Consider the following 17,204-nt stretch of genomic DNA (forward strand, 5'->3'; position numbering starts at 1 on the left):
ACGACCTTAGAGCCAAGTCCGAGCGTGCGCGACCGAACTTTTAGACGACGCGGCTACGTCTCTCGACCGGGATGGACCGCCCTCACCAGAGAGACGACCCATGGGGAATCAAAACCACGTTGTCCTCGGAGGCAACGGAGTAACCGGAACGGAAACGATCAAGGCACTTGGGCCCAGGGGAGTCAACGCCATCTCCGTGGGACGGCGCTCGCACCCGGACCGGGCAGTGCGTTCCCATATCGCGGATGTCCTCGATCCTGATCAAGCCGCTCGCGCGCTTGCTGGTGCGGAGGTTGCCTATCTGACGGTCGGATTGCCCTACTCCGCCAAGAGCTGGCAGGAGCGGTGGCCACTCATCCTCGGGAACACCGTCGATGCTGCGACCAAGACTGGCACACACCTTGTCTACCTCGACAACGTGTACGCCTACGGCAAGGTCGATGGTCCAATGACGGAGCAGGTCCGAATAAGGCCATCCAGCAAGAAGGGGCAGGTGCGGGCCGAGGCTCTCGGCATGCTTGGCTCCGCGGCCAGGGAGCGGGGGCTGTCCTATTCCATAGCGCGTAGCTCCGACTTCTACGGGCCGGGTGCTTCCATGAGCGTGTTCAACATGTTTGCCATCGAACCGGCTGCCAAGGGAAAGAAGGGTTCGTGGATATTTAATGCCAACGTGCCGCACTCCCTGACCTATACCCCAGACACCGGGCAAGCGCTCGCCACACTGGGAACGGATCCGCGGGGGAGGAGCGGCACCTGGCACATCCCCACCGCACCCGCGTTGACCGGCAGGCAATGCCTGGAGATTCTGACGGGACCCGGGGTCGGCACGAAGGTCATGTCGCAGATGTACATGCGGATTGGTGGACTGTTCAACGAGGCCGCCAGGGAAACGTTGGAGATGGCGTACCAGTACACCTGCCCCCACATCCTCGACTCCCACTTGTTCGAGTCAACGTTTGGCGTGGCACCGACCCCTATAGAAGAGGGGATAGCTCAAACACTTCGTGCGGCCAGGGCTGAGCTACGGGAGCTGGATGCCACGAGTGCCTGAGAGGCAGCGGTGGTGCTCGACCTGCCTGCCAAGCAGATCACTGTCGGTTTTCGCATGACGCGACCGTGGCTGACTCGTAGCCTGTATGGCTGACAGGGCACCGTCTTCCCTGGGGAGGCGGCATCCTTTGCTTGAGATATAACGTGTTTCACGATGTCAGCTCTTTCGAACCGAACCGGCGCCCGTTAGACTAGACAGGTCGCTTTCTTCCGGGGAATGCACGAGCTGGTGTTAGCCAGAACGCACTTTCCTCAGATGTTTGCACGTCCCATGGCTTTTCTGCCAGACTGGGACGGTTGCTCGAGAGAGCGTGAAAGACGTATGTCGGTCCCCAAGGGTCGGCAGGAAAATAAAAAGGTTCACCGAAACCAACATAGGGCTGATTGTCGCGAGGTCTCTCGCGGTGAGACACTCCCGGATGCGGGTACAGGTGAACACTGCGGTTAAAGAGAGGTAGACGACGCCATGGCGGGACAGAAAATCCGCATCCGGCTCAAGTCATATGACCATGAGGTCATTGATAACGCGGCGAAGAAGCTCGTCGACGAAGTGACTCGTACCGGTGCACAGGTAGTTGGCCCGGTGCCGCTGCCCACCGAGAAGAACGTTTACTGTGTTATTCGTTCGCCCCACAAGTACAAGGACAGCCGCGATCACTTTGAGAAGCGTACGCATAAGCGGCTGATCGACATCATCGATCCCACGCCGAAGACCATCGATTCGCTCCAGCAGATCGACTTTTCAGGCGACGTTAGCGTCGAGATCAAGCTCTGAGGTTCATCATGTCCAACAAAACTGAAGCGGTTGCCGCTGCGCCCAAGGCGCTGCTAGGCACCAAGCTCGGCATGACTCAGGTCTGGGACGAGGCAGGCCGCCTGATCCCGGTCACTGTTGTGCGAGTAGGCACCAACGTTGTTACGCAGGTGCGCACCCCCGAAGTTGACGGTTACTCCGCCATTCAGCTCGCCGTAGGCGACAAGAAGCCGAAGAACGTCACACAGCCCATGCAGGGCCATTTTGCCGCTGCTGGCACCACCCCGAAGCGCTACCTGGCTGAGATTCGTACCTCGGCGGCTGGCGAGTTCGAGAAGGGCCAGGAGCTCAACGCTGACGTCTTCGCCGCTGGCGATTCCGTTGACGTTGTCGGTACCACCAAGGGTAAGGGCACCGCTGGTGTCATGAAGCGCCACGGCTTTGCCGGTGTAGGCGCCTCCCACGGTCAGCACCGTAACCACCGCAAGGCCGGTTCGATCGGTGGGGCTTCGACCCCGTCCCGTGTCTTCCGTGGCCTGCGTATGGCCGGTCGTATGGGCAATGCCCGTCGCACCGTCCAGAACCTCACCATCCAGTCGGTTGATCTCGAGAACGGCCTGCTCCTCGTAGCTGGCGCCGTCCCGGGCAACAAGGGTGGCCTCGTCGTAGTCCGCACCGCCACGAAGGGAGCCTAGTCATGGCAAACCTCACCGTCGACATTCTCGACGCCGCTGGCGCGAAGTCCGGTTCGTTCGATCTCCCCGCGGAGATCTTCGATGTCGAGCTGAACATCCCCCTGATTCACCAGGTTGTCGTCGCCCAGCAGGCAGCAGCCCGCCGCGGCACCGCCGCCACCAAGACCCGCGCGGCAGTGCGCGGTGGTGGTCGCAAGCCGTACAAGCAGAAGGGCACCGGTCGTGCTCGTCAGGGCTCGATCCGCGCTCCGCAGTTCGCCGGAGGTGGCGTGGTCCACGGACCGCAGCCCCGCTCCTACGAGCAGCGCACCCCCAAAAAGATGAAGGCAGCAGCGCTGCGTTCGGCTCTGTCCGACCGCGCCCGCGCAGGCCGCATCCACGTTGTCTCGGCATTCGTCGCTGGTGACACCCCGTCCACCAAGGCCGCTCGCGGTCTCCTCGAGACGGCAGTGGAGAGCCGCAAGGCACTCGTCGTTGTCTCCCGTGAAGACCAGCTCAACACGAAGTCGGTTCGTAACCTCGCAGAGGCACACGTCCTGACCGTGGAGCAGCTCAACACCTATGACGTCATGGTCGCTGACGATGTCGTCTTCACCGAGTCTGCTATCGCGACGTTCGTCGGTGGCGGCCAGGAGGAGGAGAAGTGACTCTGAATCGCAAGGATCCGCGCGACATCATTATTCGCCCGATCGTTACCGAAAAGTCGTACCGACTTGAGGACGAAGGCAAGTATGTATTCGAGGTTGCGCCGAGCGCCAACAAGACCCAGATCAAGATCGCTATCGAGCAGATCTTCGACGTCAAGGTTGACTCGGTCAACACCATGAACCGCAAGGGCAAGACCCGCCGCACCCGTGACGGTATTGGCAAGCGCAAGGACATCAAGCGCGCCATCGTCTCGCTGCGCGAGGGTTCCATCGAACTTTACGGGCAGATCGGCTGAGGCCGGCAGGAAGATTGAGGATTTAACTCATGGGTATCCGCAAGTACAAGCCCACGACCCCGGGTCGTCGCGGCTCGTCCGTGGCTGACTTTGTCGAGCTGACCCGCTCCGAGCCGGAGAAGTCGCTCGTCCGTCCGCTGCACAAGACCGGCGGTCGTAATAACACCGGTCGTATCACCACTCGCCACAAGGGCGGTGGCCACAAGCGCCAGTACCGCGTCATCGACTTCCGTCGTCATGACAAGGACGGCGTGCCGGCAACGGTCGCTCACATCGAGTACGACCCGAACCGCACCGCACGCATCGCTCTTCTGCACTTCGCAGATGGCGACAAGCGCTACATCATTGCTCCCTCCCGCATCAAGCAGGGCGATCGCATCGAGCAGGGACCGTCGGCTGACATCAAGCCCGGCAACAACCTGCCGCTGCGCAACATCCCCGTTGGTACCGTCATCCACGCCGTGGAGATGCGTCCCGGTGGCGGTGCGAAGATCGCTCGCTCGGCAGGCGCCTCGGTCCAGCTGGTCGCTAAGGAAGGCAAGAACGCGCAGCTGCGCATGCCGTCCGGTGAGATCCGCAACGTCGACGCTCGCTGCCGTGCAACGGTTGGCGAGGTCGGCAACGCCGAGCAGCTCAACATCAGCTGGGGCAAGGCAGGCCGCATGCGCTGGAAGGGCGTTCGTCCTTCGGTCCGCGGTGTTGTCATGAACCCGTTCGACCACCCGCACGGCGGTGGCGAGGGCAAGACGTCCGGCGGTCGCCATCCTGTTTCCCCCTGGGGACAGAAGGAAGGCCGTACGCGTCACGCCAACAAGGCCAGCGACAAGCAGATCGTGCGTCGCCGCAAGTCCGGTAAGAACCGATAGGAGAGGGCAATGCCACGCAGTCTTAAGAAGGGCCCCTTCGTCGACGAGCACCTTCAGAAGAAGGTCGATGCTCAGAACGAAAAGGGCAGCAAGAACGTCATCAAGACGTGGTCCCGCCGTTCGGTCATCACGCCGGACTTCCTGGGCCACACATTCGCAGTCCACGACGGCCGCAAGCATGTTCCGGTGTTCGTCACCGAATCGATGGTCGGTCACAAGCTCGGAGAGTTTGCTCCGACCAAGACCTTCCGGGGTCACGACAAGGACGACCGCAAGGGACGCCGCCGCTAAGGCGCGCCGCGAGCCAGAAGAAAGTTAGGAACACATGGAAGCCAAGGCACAGGCGAAATACGTGCGTATTACGCCCATGAAGGCACGCCGTGTCGTGGACCACGTCCGCGGAATGCGTGCTGTCGACGCGGTCGACGTGCTGCGATACGCTCCCCAGGCCGCTGCGGAACCCGTCCGCAAGCTCCTGGAATCGGCAGTGGCGAATGCTCGCCAGTCCGCCGACCAGGCCGGCGAGCGATTCGACATCGACGCGCTTCGCATCGTAGAGAGCTACGTTGACGAGGGCCCGACGATGAAGAGGATCCAGCCCCGCGCTCAGGGTAGGGCCAACCAGATCCTTAAGCGTACGAGCCACATCACGATCATTGTTGGCGACGCCGTCGCCGCTGAGTCCAAGAGGAGGGCCCGATAGTGGGACAAAAGGTCAACCCGACCGGGTTCCGACTCGGCATTACCACCGAACACCGTTCGCGCTGGTTCGCTGACTCGACCGTTAAGGGACAGCGCTACCAGGACTTCGTCGCCGAAGACATTGCCATCCGCAACATGATGGAGGAGGGACTTGAGCGCGCAGGAATTTCCCGCGTCAATATTTCCCGCAAGTCAGGCCGCGTTGAGATCGACATCTACACTGCACGCCCCGGCATCGTTATCGGTCGCCGCGGCGCTGAGGCTGATCGCCTCAAGCAGCAGCTCGAGAAGCTGACCGGCCGTGCCGTCCAGCTGAACATCCTCGAGGTCAAGAACCCCGAAGCAGACGCACAGCTCGTCGCGCAGGGCATCGCGGAGCAGCTCGCTTCCCGCGTGTCCTTCCGCCGTGCCATGCGCAAGGGCGTTCAGTCCGCGCTTCGCTCCGGCGCCAAGGGCATTCGTGTCCAGGTTGCAGGTCGTCTCGGCGGCGCCGAGATGTCCCGCTCGGAGTTCTACCGCGAAGGCCGTGTGCCCCTGCACACCCTGCGCGCCAACATCGACTTTGGCTTCCACGAGGCCAAGACCACCTTTGGTCGTATCGGTGTCAAGGTTTGGATCTACAAGGGCGATATCACGGAGGCCGAGTACCAGCGTCAGCTGAACGAGGCTCCCCGCGGTCGCGGCCGTGGCGGCGACCGCCGCGGTGGCGCGCGTCGTCCCCGTCCGGCTAGGGCACAGGCCGACCAGGCCGCAACGACCAGCGAATCGGAGGCATAGACATGCTTATCCCTCGCAGGACTAAGTACCGCAAGCAGCACCGCCCGACCCGTTCGGGTTACTCCAAGGGCGGCAACCAGATCGCGTTCGGCGATTACGCCATCCAGGCTCTCGAGCCGGCGTACATCACCAACCGTCAGATTGAGGCTGCTCGTATCGCCATGACTCGTCACGTCAAGCGTGGTGGCAAGGTGTGGATTAACATCTTCCCGGACCGCCCCCTGACGAAGAAGCCTGCCGAAGTCCGCATGGGCTCCGGTAAGGGCTCGGTCGAGTTCTGGGTTGCGAACATCAAGCCCGGACGTATCCTCTTCGAGCTGTCCGGCGTTGACGAGCAGCTCGCTCGCGAGGCCATGTCTCGTGCGCAGCACAAGCTCCCCATTAAGACTCGTTTCGTTATGCGTGAAGGCGGTGACAACTGATGGCAGTAGGAACCAAGGGACTTTTCCCCGACGACCTCGACCAGATGACTGACAAGGAGCTCGCAGAGCGCCTCGCCGAGTGCAAGGCTGAGCTCTTCAACCTGCGCTTCTCCGCCGCCACCGGGCAGCTCGAGGACCACGGTCGACTTAAGGCTGTTCGTCGTGACGTCGCCCGCATCTACACGATCGCTCGCGAACGTGAACTCAACATCCGTACCGCTCCCGCTGAGAAGGAATGAGGCAGACAGTGACTGAGACTCAGAACACCGAAACTGTCGAGCGCAACTACCGGAAGACCGCACGCGGCTACGTCGTGTCCGACAAGATGGACAAGACCGTGGTTGTCGAGGTCGAGGAGCAGGTGAAGCACGCCAAGTACGGCAAGGTTATCCGTCGCTCCAAGAAGGTCAAGGCGCACGACGAGAACAACGAAGTGCACGTGGGAGACCTCGTGCGCATCATGGAGACCCGCCCGCTGTCTGCTACCAAGCACTACCGCGTGGTCGAGGTCATCGAGAAGGCCAAGTAGTCTTCCCCAACCACCCATCCGTTCGGCCAGGCTCGCAAGAGAACCGGCACGACGACAGGAGATAGTTCATGATCCAGCAAGAGTCGCGGCTCAAGGTCGCCGATAACACCGGTGCAAAGGAAATCCTCTGCATCAAGGTGCTCGGCGGCTCCGGCCGGCGCTACGCCGGAATCGGCGACGTCATCGTCGCCACCGTCAAGGATGCAATCCCTGGCGGCAATGTTAAGAAGGGCGAGGTCGTCAAGGCCGTTATCGTCCGTACCCGCAAGGAAAGCCGCCGTCCCGACGGCTCGTACATCCGCTTCGACGAGAATGCTGCCGTCATTATCAAGACCGATGGTCTTGAGCCCCGCGGCACCCGTATTTTCGGTCCGGTGGGTCGCGAGCTGCGTGACAAGCAGTTCATGCGTATCGTTTCGCTCGCTCCGGAGGTGCTCTAAATGGCGAAGATCAAGAAGGGCGACCTCGTCCAGGTGATCGCCGGTCGCGATAAGGGTCAGCAGGGCCGCGTGCTCAGCATCGACACCCAGCGTGATCGCGTGATCGTCGAAGGCGTTATGCGCGTCAAGAAGCACACGAAGGCCGGCCAGCCGGGCTCGTCCGCTTCCGGCGGCATCGAGACCGTCGAAGCCCCCATCCACATTTCGAACGTTGCCCTCGTGGGCCCGGACAAGAAGCCGGTTCGCGTTGGTTACAAGGAAGTTGAAGTTGAGCGCGACGGTCGTGTCCGCAAGACTCGCGTCCGCATCGGCCGCCGTGGCGGAGAGGAGATCGAGCTGTGAGCGAAGCAACGACTGAGAAGGTATACCCGCGTCTCAAGACGAAGTACCGCGAAGAGATCGTGCCCGCCCTGATCAAGGAATTCAACATTCCTAACCCCAATCAGGTAGCCAAGCTCGAGAAGATTGTTGTGAACATGGGTGTCGGTGACGCTGCCCGTGACTCGAAGGTCATCGACGGCGCCATCGCCGACCTGACCCTCATCACCGGTCAGAAGCCGCAGATCACCAAGGCACGCAAGTCCATCGCGCAGTTCAAGCTGCGTGAAGGCCAGGCCATCGGTGCGCACACCACACTCCGTGGGGACCGCATGTGGGAGTTCCTCGACAGGCTTCTGTCGCTGGCTCTGCCCCGTATCCGCGATTTCCGCGGCCTCTCCCCGAAGCAGTTCGACGGTCACGGCAACTACACGTTCGGTCTGACCGAGCAGTCGATGTTCCACGAGATCAACCTGGACAAGGTCGATCGCACGCGTGGTATGGACATCACCGTCGTGACCACCGCTGACAACGATGAAGAGGGCCGTGCGCTCCTTCGCAACCTCGGTTTCCCGTTCAAGGAAAACTGAGCACGCTTTGAATAGCATCCACCCGCTGGCAATTCCATCTACGTCGCAGGTCCTAAGGAAACCGCGACGGGAAAGGGCGCAGGCCCGATGACAATGACAGACCCTATCGCAGACATGCTGACGCGTCTGCGAAACGCCAACTCGGCGTACCACGACACGGTTTCCATGCCGTACTCGAAGCTCAAGGGAGCAATCTCTGAGATCCTCGTCCGCGAGGGTTACATCGCGAGCTTCGACGTTGACGATGCAGAGGTCGGTAAGACCCTCACGCTCAACCTGAAATTTGGACCGAACCGTGAGCGCTCGCTCGCCGGCCTTCGTCGTATCTCGAAGCCCGGTCTGCGCGTTTACGCAAAGTCGACAAAGCTGCCCACCGTCCTCGGTGGCCTCGGCGTGGCAATTCTTTCCACGTCCTCTGGCCTGCTGACGGACCGTGAGGCCAAGGATAAGGGTGTAGGCGGAGAAGTCCTCGCCTACATCTGGTAAGGGAGGTACACAGATATGTCTCGTATTGGCAAGCTGCCTGTGACCATCCCGTCCGGTGTTGACGTCACCATCGACGGCCAGCTCGTTACGGTGAAGGGCCCCAAGGGCACCCTCTCCTACGAGGTTCCGGCCCCGATTACGGTCGCTCAGGAGGACGGCGCGGTAGTCGTGTCCCGTCCCGATGACGAGCGCGAGTCGCGTTCGCTGCACGGCCTGGTCCGCACACTCATCTTCAACAACGTTACCGGCGTGACCGAGGGCTTCTCCAAGAAGCTCGAGATCGTTGGCACGGGCTACCGCGCACAGGCCAAGGGTTCCGACCTTGAACTGTCGCTCGGCTACTCGCACACGATCTCGGTCAAGGCTCCCGAAGGAATTACGTTCCAGCTCGAGGGCAACAACAAGATCACGGTTAGCGGTATTGACAAGCAGCAGGTTGGCGAGATCGCGGCTAACATCCGCAAGCTCCGCAAGCCTGAACCGTACAAGGGCAAGGGCGTTCGCTACGAAGGCGAGCACGTCCGCCGCAAGGCCGGAAAGGCTGGTAAGTGATGGCTGTCTCGATCAAGGGCAAGGGCAAGTTTGTTGCCCGCAAGCGTCGGCACCTTCGCCTTCGCAAGAAGATCACCGGTACCGCCGCGCGCCCGCGTCTCGTCGTTACCCGATCCAACCGCCACATCGTGGCCCAGGTTATCGACGATCTGGCTGGCGCAACCATTGCGTCCGCTTCGTCGCTCGAAGCAGACCTCCGGGCAGATGATGGTGACAAGACCGCTAAGGCACGAAAGGTCGGCGAACTCGTCGGCGAACGTGCCAAGGCTGCAGGTGTTGACTCCGTGGTATTCGACCGCGGCGGTAACCAGTACCATGGTCGCGTAGCGGCAGTGGCAGACGGTGCCCGCGAGTCCGGTCTGACCCTGTAGCGACGGAACGAGAGTAGAGGAAAACTATGGCTGCATCGCAGCGTCGGACCAACGGTCCGCAAGACGGCGAGCGCAACAATGAGCGTTCCGGTTCCGACCGTCCCAGGGGACGTCGGGGCAACAACGACCGTCGCAACGAACAGAAAGACGCCTACATCGAGCGCGTCGTCACCATCAACCGTGTGTCGAAGGTGGTGAAGGGTGGCCGTCGCTTCTCCTTCACGGCTCTCGTCGTCGTCGGTGATGGCAACGGCACCGTCGGTGTTGGCTACGGCAAGGCCAAGGAAGTGCCCCAGGCTATTTCCAAGGGCACCGAGGAAGCGAAGAAGAACTTCTTCCGCGTCCCGCTCATTGGCCGCACGATCCCGCACATCACCCAGGGTGAGGACGCCGCAGGCGTTGTCTTCCTGCGCCCGGCGTCCCCGGGTACCGGCGTTATCGCCGGCGGTCCGGTCCGTGCAGTCATGGAAGCCGCTGGCATTCATGACATCCTGACCAAGTCGCTGGGTTCGTCCAACGCCATCAACATCGTCCGCGCAGCCGTGGCAGCGCTTCGCCAGCTCGAGCAGCCCGAGGCTGTTGCCGCACGTCGTGGCAAGTCCCTCGAGCAGGTCGCTCCTGCCGCGATGCTCCGCCAGCGCGCGTCCTACGACGCCGAGCAGCGTGAGAAGCAGGCAGCCGAGGCGGCTGAGGCCGAGAACGAAGCTGCTGCGTCCGGAGTTGGTGCGTGATGCTGAAGATTACCCAGACCAAGTCCACCATCGGTGGAACCAAGAAGCAGAGGGACACGATGCTGTCGCTCGGCCTGCGCAAGATCGGCCAGTCCGTCGAGCGTGAGGATCGTCCCGAGGTTCGTGGAATGATTAACATCGTTTCGCACCTCGTCACCGTAGAGGAGGCATGATGTCGAAAAACACGAACGACGTCACCAAGCTTCACGATCTCGCTCCCGCGCCGGGTTCACACAAGTCGAAGACTCGTGTCGGCCGTGGTGAGGGCTCGAAGGGCAAGACCGCGGGTCGCGGAACCAAGGGCACGAAGGCCCGCTACCAGGTTCCGATCGGCTTCGAAGGTGGCCAGATGCCGCTGCACATGCGTATGCCGAAGCTGCGCGGGTTCAAGAACCCGTTCCGCGTCGAATACCAGGTTGTGAACCTGGATCGCATCAACTCCCTCTTCCCGAGGGCGGCGACGTCACCGTCGAGGAGCTCGTAGCCAAGGGTGCGGTCCGCAAGGGCCACCCGGTGAAGGTTCTCGGCACGGGCGAGATCTCGGTCAAGGTCTCCGTGGCAGTTGACAAGTGGTCGGCTTCCGCGCAGAAGAAGATCGAAGCCGCCGGCGGAACCATTTCCGCGCGATGAAGTTCATCTAGCCAACGAGGCGGGCCAATCGGCCCGCCTCGTTGCACGCTTACCAAGCACGTAAGTATCGAGTTTCAGGCCTTGAATCGGTCATAGCGATTCGCGTCAGTCACGATACACTGACTTGTGGCCCGCACGGGCCATACCATCAAGGAGGAAGTTTGCTTTCCGCATTCGTCTCGGCCTTCCGCACACCGGACCTGCGCCGCAAGCTGCTGTTCACGCTGGGCATTATCGTCATTTACCGATTCGGCACCTACATGCCTGCCCCGGGCGTCAGCTATGAAAACGTCCAGGTGTGTTTGAACCAGTCCGGTTCCGAGGGCCTGCTGCCCATGCTCAACATGTTCTCGGGCGGGGCCATGTTCCAGATGTCGGTGTTTGCGCTCGGCATCATGCCCTACATTACTGCCTCGATTATTGTGCAGCTCCTGCGGGTTGTTATCCCGCGGTTCGAAGAGCTCCAAAAGGAAGGCCAGTCGGGCCAGGCCAAGCTCACGCAGTACACCCGTTACCTCACCATCGGCCTTGCCGTCATGCAGTCCGCCGTTGTTATCACCGTGGCGAACTCCAGCCTCTTCCTCGGATGTACGGTTGATCCGTTCCCCGACACCTCGGCAGGCATGGTCCTCATGGCTATTCTTGCGATGACCGCGGGTACCGGCCTCATCATGTGGATGGGTGAGCAGATCACCGAACGCGGCGTCGGCAATGGCATGTCGATCCTCATCTTCGCCGGTATCTGTGCGTCCTTCCCGCCCGCCATGGGCCAGGTGCTCATGTCGTCCAACGGCGTCCGCAACTTCATCCTGATCCTCGCTCTGTTCCTCGCAATCACCCTTGTTGTTGTGTTTGTTGAGCAGTCGCAGCGCCGCATTCCCGTGCAGTACGCCAAGCGCGTTGTTGGCCGCCGCACCTACGGTGGTTCGACCACTTACATCCCGATCAAGATCAACATGGCGAACGTCATCCCGGTTATCTTCGCGTCCTCCCTCCTGGCACTGCCGACGATGGCGATCCAGTTCGGTGACCCGAATGCGGGCTGGGTTCAGTGGCTGGCAGCTAACTACAACCAGACGTCCTGGCTCTACCTGCTGACCTTCGCTCTTCTCATCATCTTCTTCGCATTCTTCTACACATCGATCACGTTCAACCCCGAAGAGGTTGCGGACAACATGAAGCGCTACGGCGGCTTTATCCCCGGCATCCGTGCCGGTGCTCCAACCGCCCAGTACCTGAAGAACGTCATCACCAGGATTACGTGGGTGGGTTCGTTCTACCTCGCGATTATCGCGCTCATCCCGACTGTGATCTTCACCCAGATGGGCATCACGATGATGGCATTCGGCGGAACGTCGATCATCATTATCGTGGGCGTCGGCCTCCAGACCGTGAAGGACATCGACGCTCAGCTCCAGCAACGACACTACGAAGGTTTCCTCCGATGAAGCGAATGATTATCCTCGGTGCCCCCGGCGCCGGCAAGGGCACCCAAGCAAAGGTTCTCTGCGAGAAGCTCGGCATTCCCCAGATCTCCACCGGAGCGATTTTCCGTGCCAACATTTCTGAAGGCACCGACCTCGGCAAGCTCGCCCAGGGCTACATCGATCGCGGCGAGTTCGTCCCGGACGAGATCACCGATTCCCTGGTGAAGGACCGTCTCCACCAGGAGGACACCCAGGACGGCTTCCTCCTCGACGGCTACCCCCGCACACTCGCGCAGGTTGGTGCTCTTGACGAGATCCTTCTCGAGCAGGGCCACACCCTCGACATCGTCATTGAGCTCGTCACCGAGCGCGAGGCTCTTGTCGAGCGTCTCCTCAAGCGCGCCGAGATCGAAGGCCGCGCGGACGACACCGAGGACGTTATTAGGCGCCGCATGGAGGTCTACCTCGAGCAGACCAAGCCGCTGTCCCGCGTGTACGAGCAGCGTGGCATCCTCGTCGAAATTGATGGTCTTGGCACCATCGAAGAGGTCCAGGAGCGCATCCGCGAAGCGATCCAGGGACGTTGATGTTCGGACGGGAATCGATCGAGTACAAGTCGAACGAGCAGATCCTCAAGATTCGGGAAGCGGCCCTCGTTGTTGCCGACATCCACGATGCTCTGCGCGAGGCCGCGAAACCCGGTGTTACCACCGGGGAACTTGATCTCGTCGCTGCCCGCGTCCTCCAGGACGCGGGAGCCCGCTCCAACTTCCTTGGCTATTACGACTACCCGGCCAACGCCTGCATCTCGGTCAACGAGGTCATCGTGCACGGGATCCCGGGGGACCGGGTCCTCACGGATACCGATATTGTTTCGTTTGACTGCGGGGCAATCGTCGACGGCTGGCATGGGGATGCGTGCTTCACGCTCTGCATGCCGAATGCCTCCGAAGCGGACCGCAAGCTGTCGGAATACACGGAGACCGCCATGTGGGCTGGCATCGCCGCCCTCGCCACCGCCAAGCACGTGGGTGAAGTTGGGGGAGCGATCGAAGACTATGTGGATTCGTTCCCCGAGGACAACCGTCCCGGTCTCGTTGAGGAGTACATGGGCCACGGCATCGGTTCCGCCATGCACCAGCCCCCGGATGTCCTCAACTATCGCGCAAAGAACAAGGGCGCGAAGCTGAAGCCCGGCATGGTGCTTTGCGTAGAGCCGATGCTGACCATCGGCAGCCCCGAGAGCAAGGTTCTCGAGGATGACTGGACGGTCATCACGACCGACGGTTCGAACGCGAGCCACTGGGAGCATGAGGTTGCCATCCACAAGGGCGGCATCTGGGTGCTGACGGCGCGCGATGGGGGAGCGGAAGGCCTGAGGCCCTTCGGCGTGACCCCGGTCCCGCTCGGCTGATCCGTTCGAAACGGAATCAGGACTCCGTTCGAGAAACCGATCGAAAGTTCTGGAATCGGTACCAGATCAGAACGAACTCTATATATTCATGATGAAGGCTCGGTCGGATGAAACATCTGGCCGGGCCTTCATCATTGCCTAAGGTTCCTCTTGCTCTTTCCCCGGGTGTGTGCCGTTACACGCGTATCGGCACTATAAAACGGGGCGCCCATCCTCTAAACTGAATAGTCGGTGCCTTGTACCAGCAGGGATACCGTAGCTATCAACCGATAGCACTAGAAGATTAACTGCGTTAGCGGGGGTTATGGCGAAAAAAGAAGGCGTCATCGAGGTCGAGGGCACTGTCTCAGAGGCATTGCCCAACGCGATGTTCCGTGTAGAGCTGACAAATGGGCACATTGTGCTCGCCCACATTTCGGGCAAGATGCGTCAGCACTACATCAAGATTCTGCCCGAGGACCGGGTCGTTGTGGAGCTCACTCCTTACGATCTGACCCGCGGTCGCATCGTCTATCGCTACAAGTAAGCCCCGCTCTACACCAAGCCCGGGAACCCTTCCGGGCTTAAAGAAGGTTGGACATGAAGGTCAAGCCAAGCGTGAAGCGCATCTGTGACAGCTGCAAGGTGATCCGTCGCCACGGCAACGTCATGGTTATTTGCACGAACCCACGGCACAAGCAGCGCCAGGGCTGAATCCCTGGAAGCGGGCACACGCCCGCGACAGCGCTACAGATCAACCCGGGGCCCGGAGGCCCTGGACCAGGAACTGGACGGTAGCGCACCACACCTCCGGCCTACCAACAGGAGTAAACGTTGGCACGTATTTCAGGTGTTGACCTCCCCGCGAGAAGCGGGTCGAGGTTGCTCTCACCTACATTTATGGCATTGGGCGCACCCGCGCCTCCGAGATCCTTGCCGCAACTGGCGTCTCGCCCGACGTTCGGATGAAGGACATTTCCGAAGAGGACCTGGTGAAGATTCGCCAGTTCATCGAAGGCAACTACGAGGTGGAGGGTGACCTTCGCCGCGAGGTTCAGGCCGACATCCGTCGCAAGATCGAAATTGGCAGCTACCAGGGTATCCGCCACCGTCGCGGCCTGCCCGTCCGCGGCCAGCGCACCAAGACCAACGCACGCACGCGTAAGGGTCCGAAGCGCACCGTTGCAGGCAAGAAGAAGTAGTTCGCGCTAGCGAACCGATGATCTCAAGGAGAATGTAGATAATGCCCCCCAAGTCACGTACTGCTGCTCGCCCGCGTCGGGCGATGCGCAAGAACATTGTTAACGGACAGGTCCACATCAAGTCGACCTTCAATAACACCATCGTTACCATCACCGACCCGACCGGTGCCGTCCTCGCGACCGCATCGTCCGGCATGATGGGTTTCAAGGGCTCTCGTAAGTCCACCCCTTACGCTGCACAGCTCGCCGCCGAGACGGCTGCTCGTCGCGCCATGGAGACCGGCCTCAAGAAGGTTGACGTCTTTGTTAAGGGCCCCGGCTCGGGCCGCGAAACCGCGATCCGTACCCTGACCGCCAACGGCCTCGAGGTCACCTCCATTCAGGACGTCACCCCGCAGGCTCACAACGGTTGCCGCCCGCCCAAGCGCCGCCGCGTCTGATTGTTAATCCGGGCCATCCGGCACCGGTTCCGTACTGCAGTGTCATATAGCGGTCACTGCTGAAAGGAAATACATCGTGCAAATCGCACAGCGTCCCGTCCTCTCCGAGGAAGTCGTCTCCGAGTACCGTGCACGGTTCATTCTTGAGCCGCTCGAGCCGGGCTTCGGCTACACCCTGGGCAACTCCCTTCGCCGCACCCTGCTGTCGTCTATCCCGGGCGCAGCAGTCACTTCGATCAAGATCGACTCGGTTCTTCACGAGTTCACCACGATCGAGGGCGTGAAGGAAGATGTCTCCGAGATCATCCTGAACATCAAGGAACTCGTTGTCTCCTCCGAGAACGACGAGCCCGTTCAGATGTATGTTCGCAAGCAGGGCCCGGGTGTCGTCACCGCTGGTGACATCAACCCGCCCGCAGGTGTAGAGATCCACAACCCGGACCTCGTCATTGCCAATCTCAACGAGAAGGGCAAGATCGAGATCGACCTCATTGTCGAGCGTGGCCGCGGATATGTGTCCGCCGCGCAGAACAAGGACCCCGAGGCCGAGATTGGTCGTATCCCCGTCGATTCGATCTACTCGCCGGTTCTCCAGGTCTCGTACAAGGTCGAAGCTACTCGTGTTGAGCAGCGCACCGACTTCGACAAGCTCATCATTGATGTCGAGACGAAGCCGTCGACGAATCCTCGCGACGCATTTGCTTCTGCTGGCAAGACGCTTGTCGAGCTCTTCGGACTCGCAGCGGAACTCAACCTCGAGGCTGAGGGTATCGAGCTCGGCGAAGCACCGGTGGAGGAAACGCAGTCGTCTGACCTGCAGCGCCCCATCACCATTCTGAATCTCCCCGCACGTTCGCAGAACTGCCTGCAGCGTGAGGGAATCGAAACCATTGGCCAGCTCATCCTGCGCTCTGAGGCAGATCTGCTGGATATTCGTAACTTCGGTGCGAAGTCGATTGAGGACGTGAAGGACGAGCTCGCAAAGCTTGACCTTCAGCTCAAGGATTCGCCGGCCGGCTTCATGGGCGGCTTCGACGATTCCTACGGTTCGTCCATGTTCAGCGACGACGCCTCGCACTGACAATAATTTCAAGGAGACATCATGCCTCAGCCCGCTAAGGGTCCCCGCCTCGGGGGAAGCGCCGCACACGAAAAGGCCATGCTGGCCAATCTCGCGAAGGCCCTGTTCGAGCACGGCTCGATCACGACCACCGAGAAGCGTGCACAGCGCCTCCAGCCGTACGCGGAACGTATCATCACCAAGGCGAAGAAGGGCACGACCGCCGCTCGCCGTGACGTCCTCAAGGACATCACGGACCGCTCGGCCGTTGCCATCCTCTTCGAGGAGCTCGCCCCGACCTTCGCCGAGCGTCAGGGTGGCTACACCCGTATCGTCAAGGTAGGCAACCGCAAGGGTGACAACGCCCCCATGGCCATCATCTCGCTCGTCACCGAGCCCGTCTCGCCGAAGCAGGCTGTTGTTGCCGAGGCCGAGAAGGCTGCCGTCAAGGCTGCTGACGCCGACGAGACCGTTGAGTCGCCGGAGTCCGCTGATTCGGTCGATTCGCCTGAGTCCGCCGATTCCGTTGATTCGCCTGAGTCCGCCGATTCCGTTGATTCGGCAGAGTCCGCCGAGTCGGCAGAGTCCACCGAGGACAAGGTCGAAGACGACAAGTAGAACATTGGAAGTGGTGGGGTCGAGGTTTTCCTCGGCCCCATTACTTATTCCAGGCATCATTCACCGGCGCTGAGGCGCCGGTTTTTTGTATACGCAAGTCGGAACCGCTCGTTGTTCGCGCGGAGGGATTCGACAGTTCTTGTCGTCTGGGCTGGACGAGACCGGTTTGTCCTGATCGAATGGTGGAAGAGAGGAATGGTGTCACCAT

At 61.1% G+C, this 17,204-nt stretch carries 28 protein-coding genes and 2 pseudogenes; all 30 read left to right on the forward strand.

From position 1 onward, the window contains the following. Positions 1 to 100: 100 nt before the first annotated feature. The 30 genes and pseudogenes from EJ997_RS00795 (at position 101) to rplQ (ending at position 16,996) form a co-directional block, all read left to right on the forward strand. The gene (locus tag EJ997_RS00795) at positions 101 to 1,051 is read left to right on the forward strand and encodes an NAD-dependent epimerase/dehydratase family protein (RefSeq protein WP_126702885.1); all 951 of its coding nucleotides are present in this window, start codon (positions 101 to 103) and stop codon (positions 1,049 to 1,051) included. A gap of 465 nt (positions 1,052 to 1,516) precedes the next feature. After that, the gene (rpsJ, locus tag EJ997_RS00800; protein WP_126702886.1) at positions 1,517 to 1,825 is read left to right on the forward strand and encodes a 30S ribosomal protein S10; all 309 of its coding nucleotides are present in this window, start codon (positions 1,517 to 1,519) and stop codon (positions 1,823 to 1,825) included. Positions 1,826 to 1,833: 8 nt separating this feature from the next. Next, on the forward strand, positions 1,834 to 2,499 hold the full coding sequence (gene rplC / locus EJ997_RS00805) for a 50S ribosomal protein L3 (RefSeq protein WP_126702887.1): 666 nt from the start codon (positions 1,834 to 1,836) through the stop codon (positions 2,497 to 2,499). 2 nt (positions 2,500 to 2,501) lie between these two features. Next, the gene (gene rplD, locus EJ997_RS00810) at positions 2,502 to 3,146 is read left to right on the forward strand and encodes a 50S ribosomal protein L4 (RefSeq protein WP_126702888.1); all 645 of its coding nucleotides are present in this window, start codon (positions 2,502 to 2,504) and stop codon (positions 3,144 to 3,146) included. Further along, entirely contained in the window at positions 3,143 to 3,442 is a 300-nt protein-coding gene (rplW, locus tag EJ997_RS00815; protein WP_126702889.1) for a 50S ribosomal protein L23, read from the forward strand. The genes rplD and rplW overlap by 4 nt, the downstream gene beginning before the upstream one ends. A gap of 29 nt (positions 3,443 to 3,471) precedes the next feature. After that, a complete protein-coding gene (gene rplB, locus EJ997_RS00820) occupies positions 3,472 to 4,308 on the forward strand; it encodes a 50S ribosomal protein L2 (protein WP_126702890.1) in 837 nt (278 codons plus the stop codon). Positions 4,309 to 4,317: 9 nt separating this feature from the next. Beyond that, positions 4,318 to 4,599 carry a 30S ribosomal protein S19 gene (rpsS, locus tag EJ997_RS00825; RefSeq protein ID WP_126702891.1) on the forward strand — a complete coding sequence of 94 codons (282 nt, stop codon included), beginning with the start codon at positions 4,318 to 4,320 and terminating at the stop codon, positions 4,597 to 4,599. Positions 4,600 to 4,633: 34 nt separating this feature from the next. Next, a complete protein-coding gene (gene rplV, locus EJ997_RS00830; protein WP_126702892.1) occupies positions 4,634 to 5,011 on the forward strand; it encodes a 50S ribosomal protein L22 in 378 nt (125 codons plus the stop codon). Further along, positions 5,011 to 5,787: a 30S ribosomal protein S3 gene (gene rpsC, locus EJ997_RS00835; protein ID WP_126702893.1), complete on the forward strand. Its 777-nt coding sequence runs from the start codon at positions 5,011 to 5,013 to the stop codon at positions 5,785 to 5,787. The genes rplV and rpsC overlap by 1 nt, the downstream gene beginning before the upstream one ends. A 2-nt stretch (positions 5,788 to 5,789) precedes the next feature. After that, positions 5,790 to 6,209, forward strand: coding sequence for a 50S ribosomal protein L16 (gene rplP / locus EJ997_RS00840; protein WP_126702894.1), 420 nt, complete (start codon positions 5,790 to 5,792; stop codon positions 6,207 to 6,209). Further along, positions 6,209 to 6,448: a 50S ribosomal protein L29 gene (gene rpmC, locus EJ997_RS00845; protein WP_126702895.1), complete on the forward strand. Its 240-nt coding sequence runs from the start codon at positions 6,209 to 6,211 to the stop codon at positions 6,446 to 6,448. Before rplP ends, rpmC begins: the two co-directional genes overlap by 1 nt. 8 nt (positions 6,449 to 6,456) lie before the next feature. Then, positions 6,457 to 6,738: a 30S ribosomal protein S17 gene (gene rpsQ / locus EJ997_RS00850; protein ID WP_407644336.1), complete on the forward strand. Its 282-nt coding sequence runs from the start codon at positions 6,457 to 6,459 to the stop codon at positions 6,736 to 6,738. A 68-nt stretch (positions 6,739 to 6,806) separates the two neighbouring features. Beyond that, positions 6,807 to 7,178: a 50S ribosomal protein L14 gene (gene rplN / locus EJ997_RS00855; RefSeq protein ID WP_126702897.1), complete on the forward strand. Its 372-nt coding sequence runs from the start codon at positions 6,807 to 6,809 to the stop codon at positions 7,176 to 7,178. Further along, positions 7,179 to 7,520 carry a 50S ribosomal protein L24 gene (gene rplX / locus EJ997_RS00860; RefSeq protein WP_126702898.1) on the forward strand — a complete coding sequence of 114 codons (342 nt, stop codon included), beginning with the start codon at positions 7,179 to 7,181 and terminating at the stop codon, positions 7,518 to 7,520. Then, the gene (gene rplE, locus EJ997_RS00865) at positions 7,517 to 8,086 is read left to right on the forward strand and encodes a 50S ribosomal protein L5 (RefSeq protein WP_126702899.1); all 570 of its coding nucleotides are present in this window, start codon (positions 7,517 to 7,519) and stop codon (positions 8,084 to 8,086) included. Before rplX ends, rplE begins: the two co-directional genes overlap by 4 nt. Before the next feature lie 87 nt (positions 8,087 to 8,173). After that, positions 8,174 to 8,572 (forward strand): 30S ribosomal protein S8, encoded by a 399-nt coding sequence (gene rpsH / locus EJ997_RS00870; protein ID WP_126702900.1) that lies wholly within the window; start codon positions 8,174 to 8,176, stop codon positions 8,570 to 8,572. Between the two features lie 15 nt (positions 8,573 to 8,587). Beyond that, positions 8,588 to 9,124 carry a 50S ribosomal protein L6 gene (gene rplF / locus EJ997_RS00875; protein ID WP_126702901.1) on the forward strand — a complete coding sequence of 179 codons (537 nt, stop codon included), beginning with the start codon at positions 8,588 to 8,590 and terminating at the stop codon, positions 9,122 to 9,124. Then, on the forward strand, positions 9,124 to 9,495 hold the full coding sequence (gene rplR / locus EJ997_RS00880) for a 50S ribosomal protein L18 (RefSeq protein ID WP_126702902.1): 372 nt from the start codon (positions 9,124 to 9,126) through the stop codon (positions 9,493 to 9,495). The genes rplF and rplR overlap by 1 nt, the downstream gene beginning before the upstream one ends. 26 nt (positions 9,496 to 9,521) lie before the next feature. After that, positions 9,522 to 10,226, forward strand: coding sequence for a 30S ribosomal protein S5 (rpsE, locus tag EJ997_RS00885; protein ID WP_126702903.1), 705 nt, complete (start codon positions 9,522 to 9,524; stop codon positions 10,224 to 10,226). After that, entirely contained in the window at positions 10,226 to 10,399 is a 174-nt protein-coding gene (rpmD, locus tag EJ997_RS00890) for a 50S ribosomal protein L30 (protein ID WP_126704888.1), read from the forward strand. The genes rpsE and rpmD overlap by 1 nt, the downstream gene beginning before the upstream one ends. After that, positions 10,399 to 10,856, forward strand: a pseudogene (gene rplO, locus EJ997_RS00895) (50S ribosomal protein L15). Before rpmD ends, rplO begins: the two are co-directional and overlap by 1 nt. A gap of 161 nt (positions 10,857 to 11,017) precedes the next feature. Continuing rightward, positions 11,018 to 12,304, forward strand: coding sequence for a preprotein translocase subunit SecY (gene secY / locus EJ997_RS00900; RefSeq protein ID WP_126702904.1), 1,287 nt, complete (start codon positions 11,018 to 11,020; stop codon positions 12,302 to 12,304). A 5-nt stretch (positions 12,305 to 12,309) separates the two neighbouring features. After that, positions 12,310 to 12,870 carry an adenylate kinase gene (locus EJ997_RS00905; protein ID WP_126704889.1) on the forward strand — a complete coding sequence of 187 codons (561 nt, stop codon included), beginning with the start codon at positions 12,310 to 12,312 and terminating at the stop codon, positions 12,868 to 12,870. After that, entirely contained in the window at positions 12,870 to 13,697 is an 828-nt protein-coding gene (map, locus tag EJ997_RS00910; protein ID WP_126702905.1) for a type I methionyl aminopeptidase, read from the forward strand. The genes EJ997_RS00905 and map overlap by 1 nt, the downstream gene beginning before the upstream one ends. Before the next feature lie 304 nt (positions 13,698 to 14,001). Next, positions 14,002 to 14,223 (forward strand): translation initiation factor IF-1, encoded by a 222-nt coding sequence (gene infA, locus EJ997_RS00915; RefSeq protein WP_126702906.1) that lies wholly within the window; start codon positions 14,002 to 14,004, stop codon positions 14,221 to 14,223. A gap of 53 nt (positions 14,224 to 14,276) precedes the next feature. Next, positions 14,277 to 14,390, forward strand: coding sequence for a 50S ribosomal protein L36 (rpmJ, locus tag EJ997_RS00920; RefSeq protein ID WP_126702907.1), 114 nt, complete (start codon positions 14,277 to 14,279; stop codon positions 14,388 to 14,390). A gap of 120 nt (positions 14,391 to 14,510) precedes the next feature. Further along, positions 14,511 to 14,878 (forward strand): annotated as a pseudogene (rpsM, locus tag EJ997_RS00925) (30S ribosomal protein S13). A gap of 41 nt (positions 14,879 to 14,919) precedes the next feature. Next, positions 14,920 to 15,318 carry a 30S ribosomal protein S11 gene (gene rpsK, locus EJ997_RS00930; RefSeq protein ID WP_126702908.1) on the forward strand — a complete coding sequence of 133 codons (399 nt, stop codon included), beginning with the start codon at positions 14,920 to 14,922 and terminating at the stop codon, positions 15,316 to 15,318. Between the two features lie 76 nt (positions 15,319 to 15,394). Then, positions 15,395 to 16,399 carry a DNA-directed RNA polymerase subunit alpha gene (locus tag EJ997_RS00935; protein ID WP_126702909.1) on the forward strand — a complete coding sequence of 335 codons (1,005 nt, stop codon included), beginning with the start codon at positions 15,395 to 15,397 and terminating at the stop codon, positions 16,397 to 16,399. Between the two features lie 21 nt (positions 16,400 to 16,420). After that, positions 16,421 to 16,996 (forward strand): 50S ribosomal protein L17, encoded by a 576-nt coding sequence (gene rplQ / locus EJ997_RS00940; RefSeq protein ID WP_126702910.1) that lies wholly within the window; start codon positions 16,421 to 16,423, stop codon positions 16,994 to 16,996. Positions 16,997 to 17,204 lie beyond the last annotated feature (208 nt).

Origin of the sequence: Flaviflexus ciconiae, from assembly GCF_003971195.1 — a bacterium.
In the GTDB taxonomy this organism is placed as follows: domain Bacteria; phylum Actinomycetota; class Actinomycetes; order Actinomycetales; family Actinomycetaceae; genus Flaviflexus; species Flaviflexus ciconiae.

Coding starts and splice junctions, on each gene's coding strand:
- EJ997_RS00795 (WP_126702885.1), top strand. CDS start 101: ATGGGGAATCAAAACCACGTTGTCCTCGGAGGCAACGGAGTAACCGGA.
- rpsJ (WP_126702886.1), top strand. CDS start 1,517: ATGGCGGGACAGAAAATCCGCATCCGGCTCAAGTCATATGACCATGAG.
- rplC (WP_126702887.1), top strand. CDS start 1,834: ATGTCCAACAAAACTGAAGCGGTTGCCGCTGCGCCCAAGGCGCTGCTA.
- rplD (WP_126702888.1), top strand. CDS start 2,502: ATGGCAAACCTCACCGTCGACATTCTCGACGCCGCTGGCGCGAAGTCC.
- rplB (WP_126702890.1), top strand. CDS start 3,472: ATGGGTATCCGCAAGTACAAGCCCACGACCCCGGGTCGTCGCGGCTCG.
- rpsS (WP_126702891.1), top strand. CDS start 4,318: ATGCCACGCAGTCTTAAGAAGGGCCCCTTCGTCGACGAGCACCTTCAG.
- rplV (WP_126702892.1), top strand. CDS start 4,634: ATGGAAGCCAAGGCACAGGCGAAATACGTGCGTATTACGCCCATGAAG.
- rplP (WP_126702894.1), top strand. CDS start 5,790: ATGCTTATCCCTCGCAGGACTAAGTACCGCAAGCAGCACCGCCCGACC.
- rpmC (WP_126702895.1), top strand. CDS start 6,209: ATGGCAGTAGGAACCAAGGGACTTTTCCCCGACGACCTCGACCAGATG.
- rplN (WP_126702897.1), top strand. CDS start 6,807: ATGATCCAGCAAGAGTCGCGGCTCAAGGTCGCCGATAACACCGGTGCA.
- rplX (WP_126702898.1), top strand. CDS start 7,179: ATGGCGAAGATCAAGAAGGGCGACCTCGTCCAGGTGATCGCCGGTCGC.
- rpsH (WP_126702900.1), top strand. CDS start 8,174: ATGACAATGACAGACCCTATCGCAGACATGCTGACGCGTCTGCGAAAC.
- rplF (WP_126702901.1), top strand. CDS start 8,588: ATGTCTCGTATTGGCAAGCTGCCTGTGACCATCCCGTCCGGTGTTGAC.
- rplR (WP_126702902.1), top strand. CDS start 9,124: ATGGCTGTCTCGATCAAGGGCAAGGGCAAGTTTGTTGCCCGCAAGCGT.
- rpsE (WP_126702903.1), top strand. CDS start 9,522: ATGGCTGCATCGCAGCGTCGGACCAACGGTCCGCAAGACGGCGAGCGC.
- rpmD (WP_126704888.1), top strand. CDS start 10,226: ATGCTGAAGATTACCCAGACCAAGTCCACCATCGGTGGAACCAAGAAG.
- EJ997_RS00905 (WP_126704889.1), top strand. CDS start 12,310: ATGATTATCCTCGGTGCCCCCGGCGCCGGCAAGGGCACCCAAGCAAAG.
- map (WP_126702905.1), top strand. CDS start 12,870: ATGTTCGGACGGGAATCGATCGAGTACAAGTCGAACGAGCAGATCCTC.
- infA (WP_126702906.1), top strand. CDS start 14,002: ATGGCGAAAAAAGAAGGCGTCATCGAGGTCGAGGGCACTGTCTCAGAG.
- rpmJ (WP_126702907.1), top strand. CDS start 14,277: ATGAAGGTCAAGCCAAGCGTGAAGCGCATCTGTGACAGCTGCAAGGTG.
- rpsK (WP_126702908.1), top strand. CDS start 14,920: ATGCCCCCCAAGTCACGTACTGCTGCTCGCCCGCGTCGGGCGATGCGC.
- rplQ (WP_126702910.1), top strand. CDS start 16,421: ATGCCTCAGCCCGCTAAGGGTCCCCGCCTCGGGGGAAGCGCCGCACAC.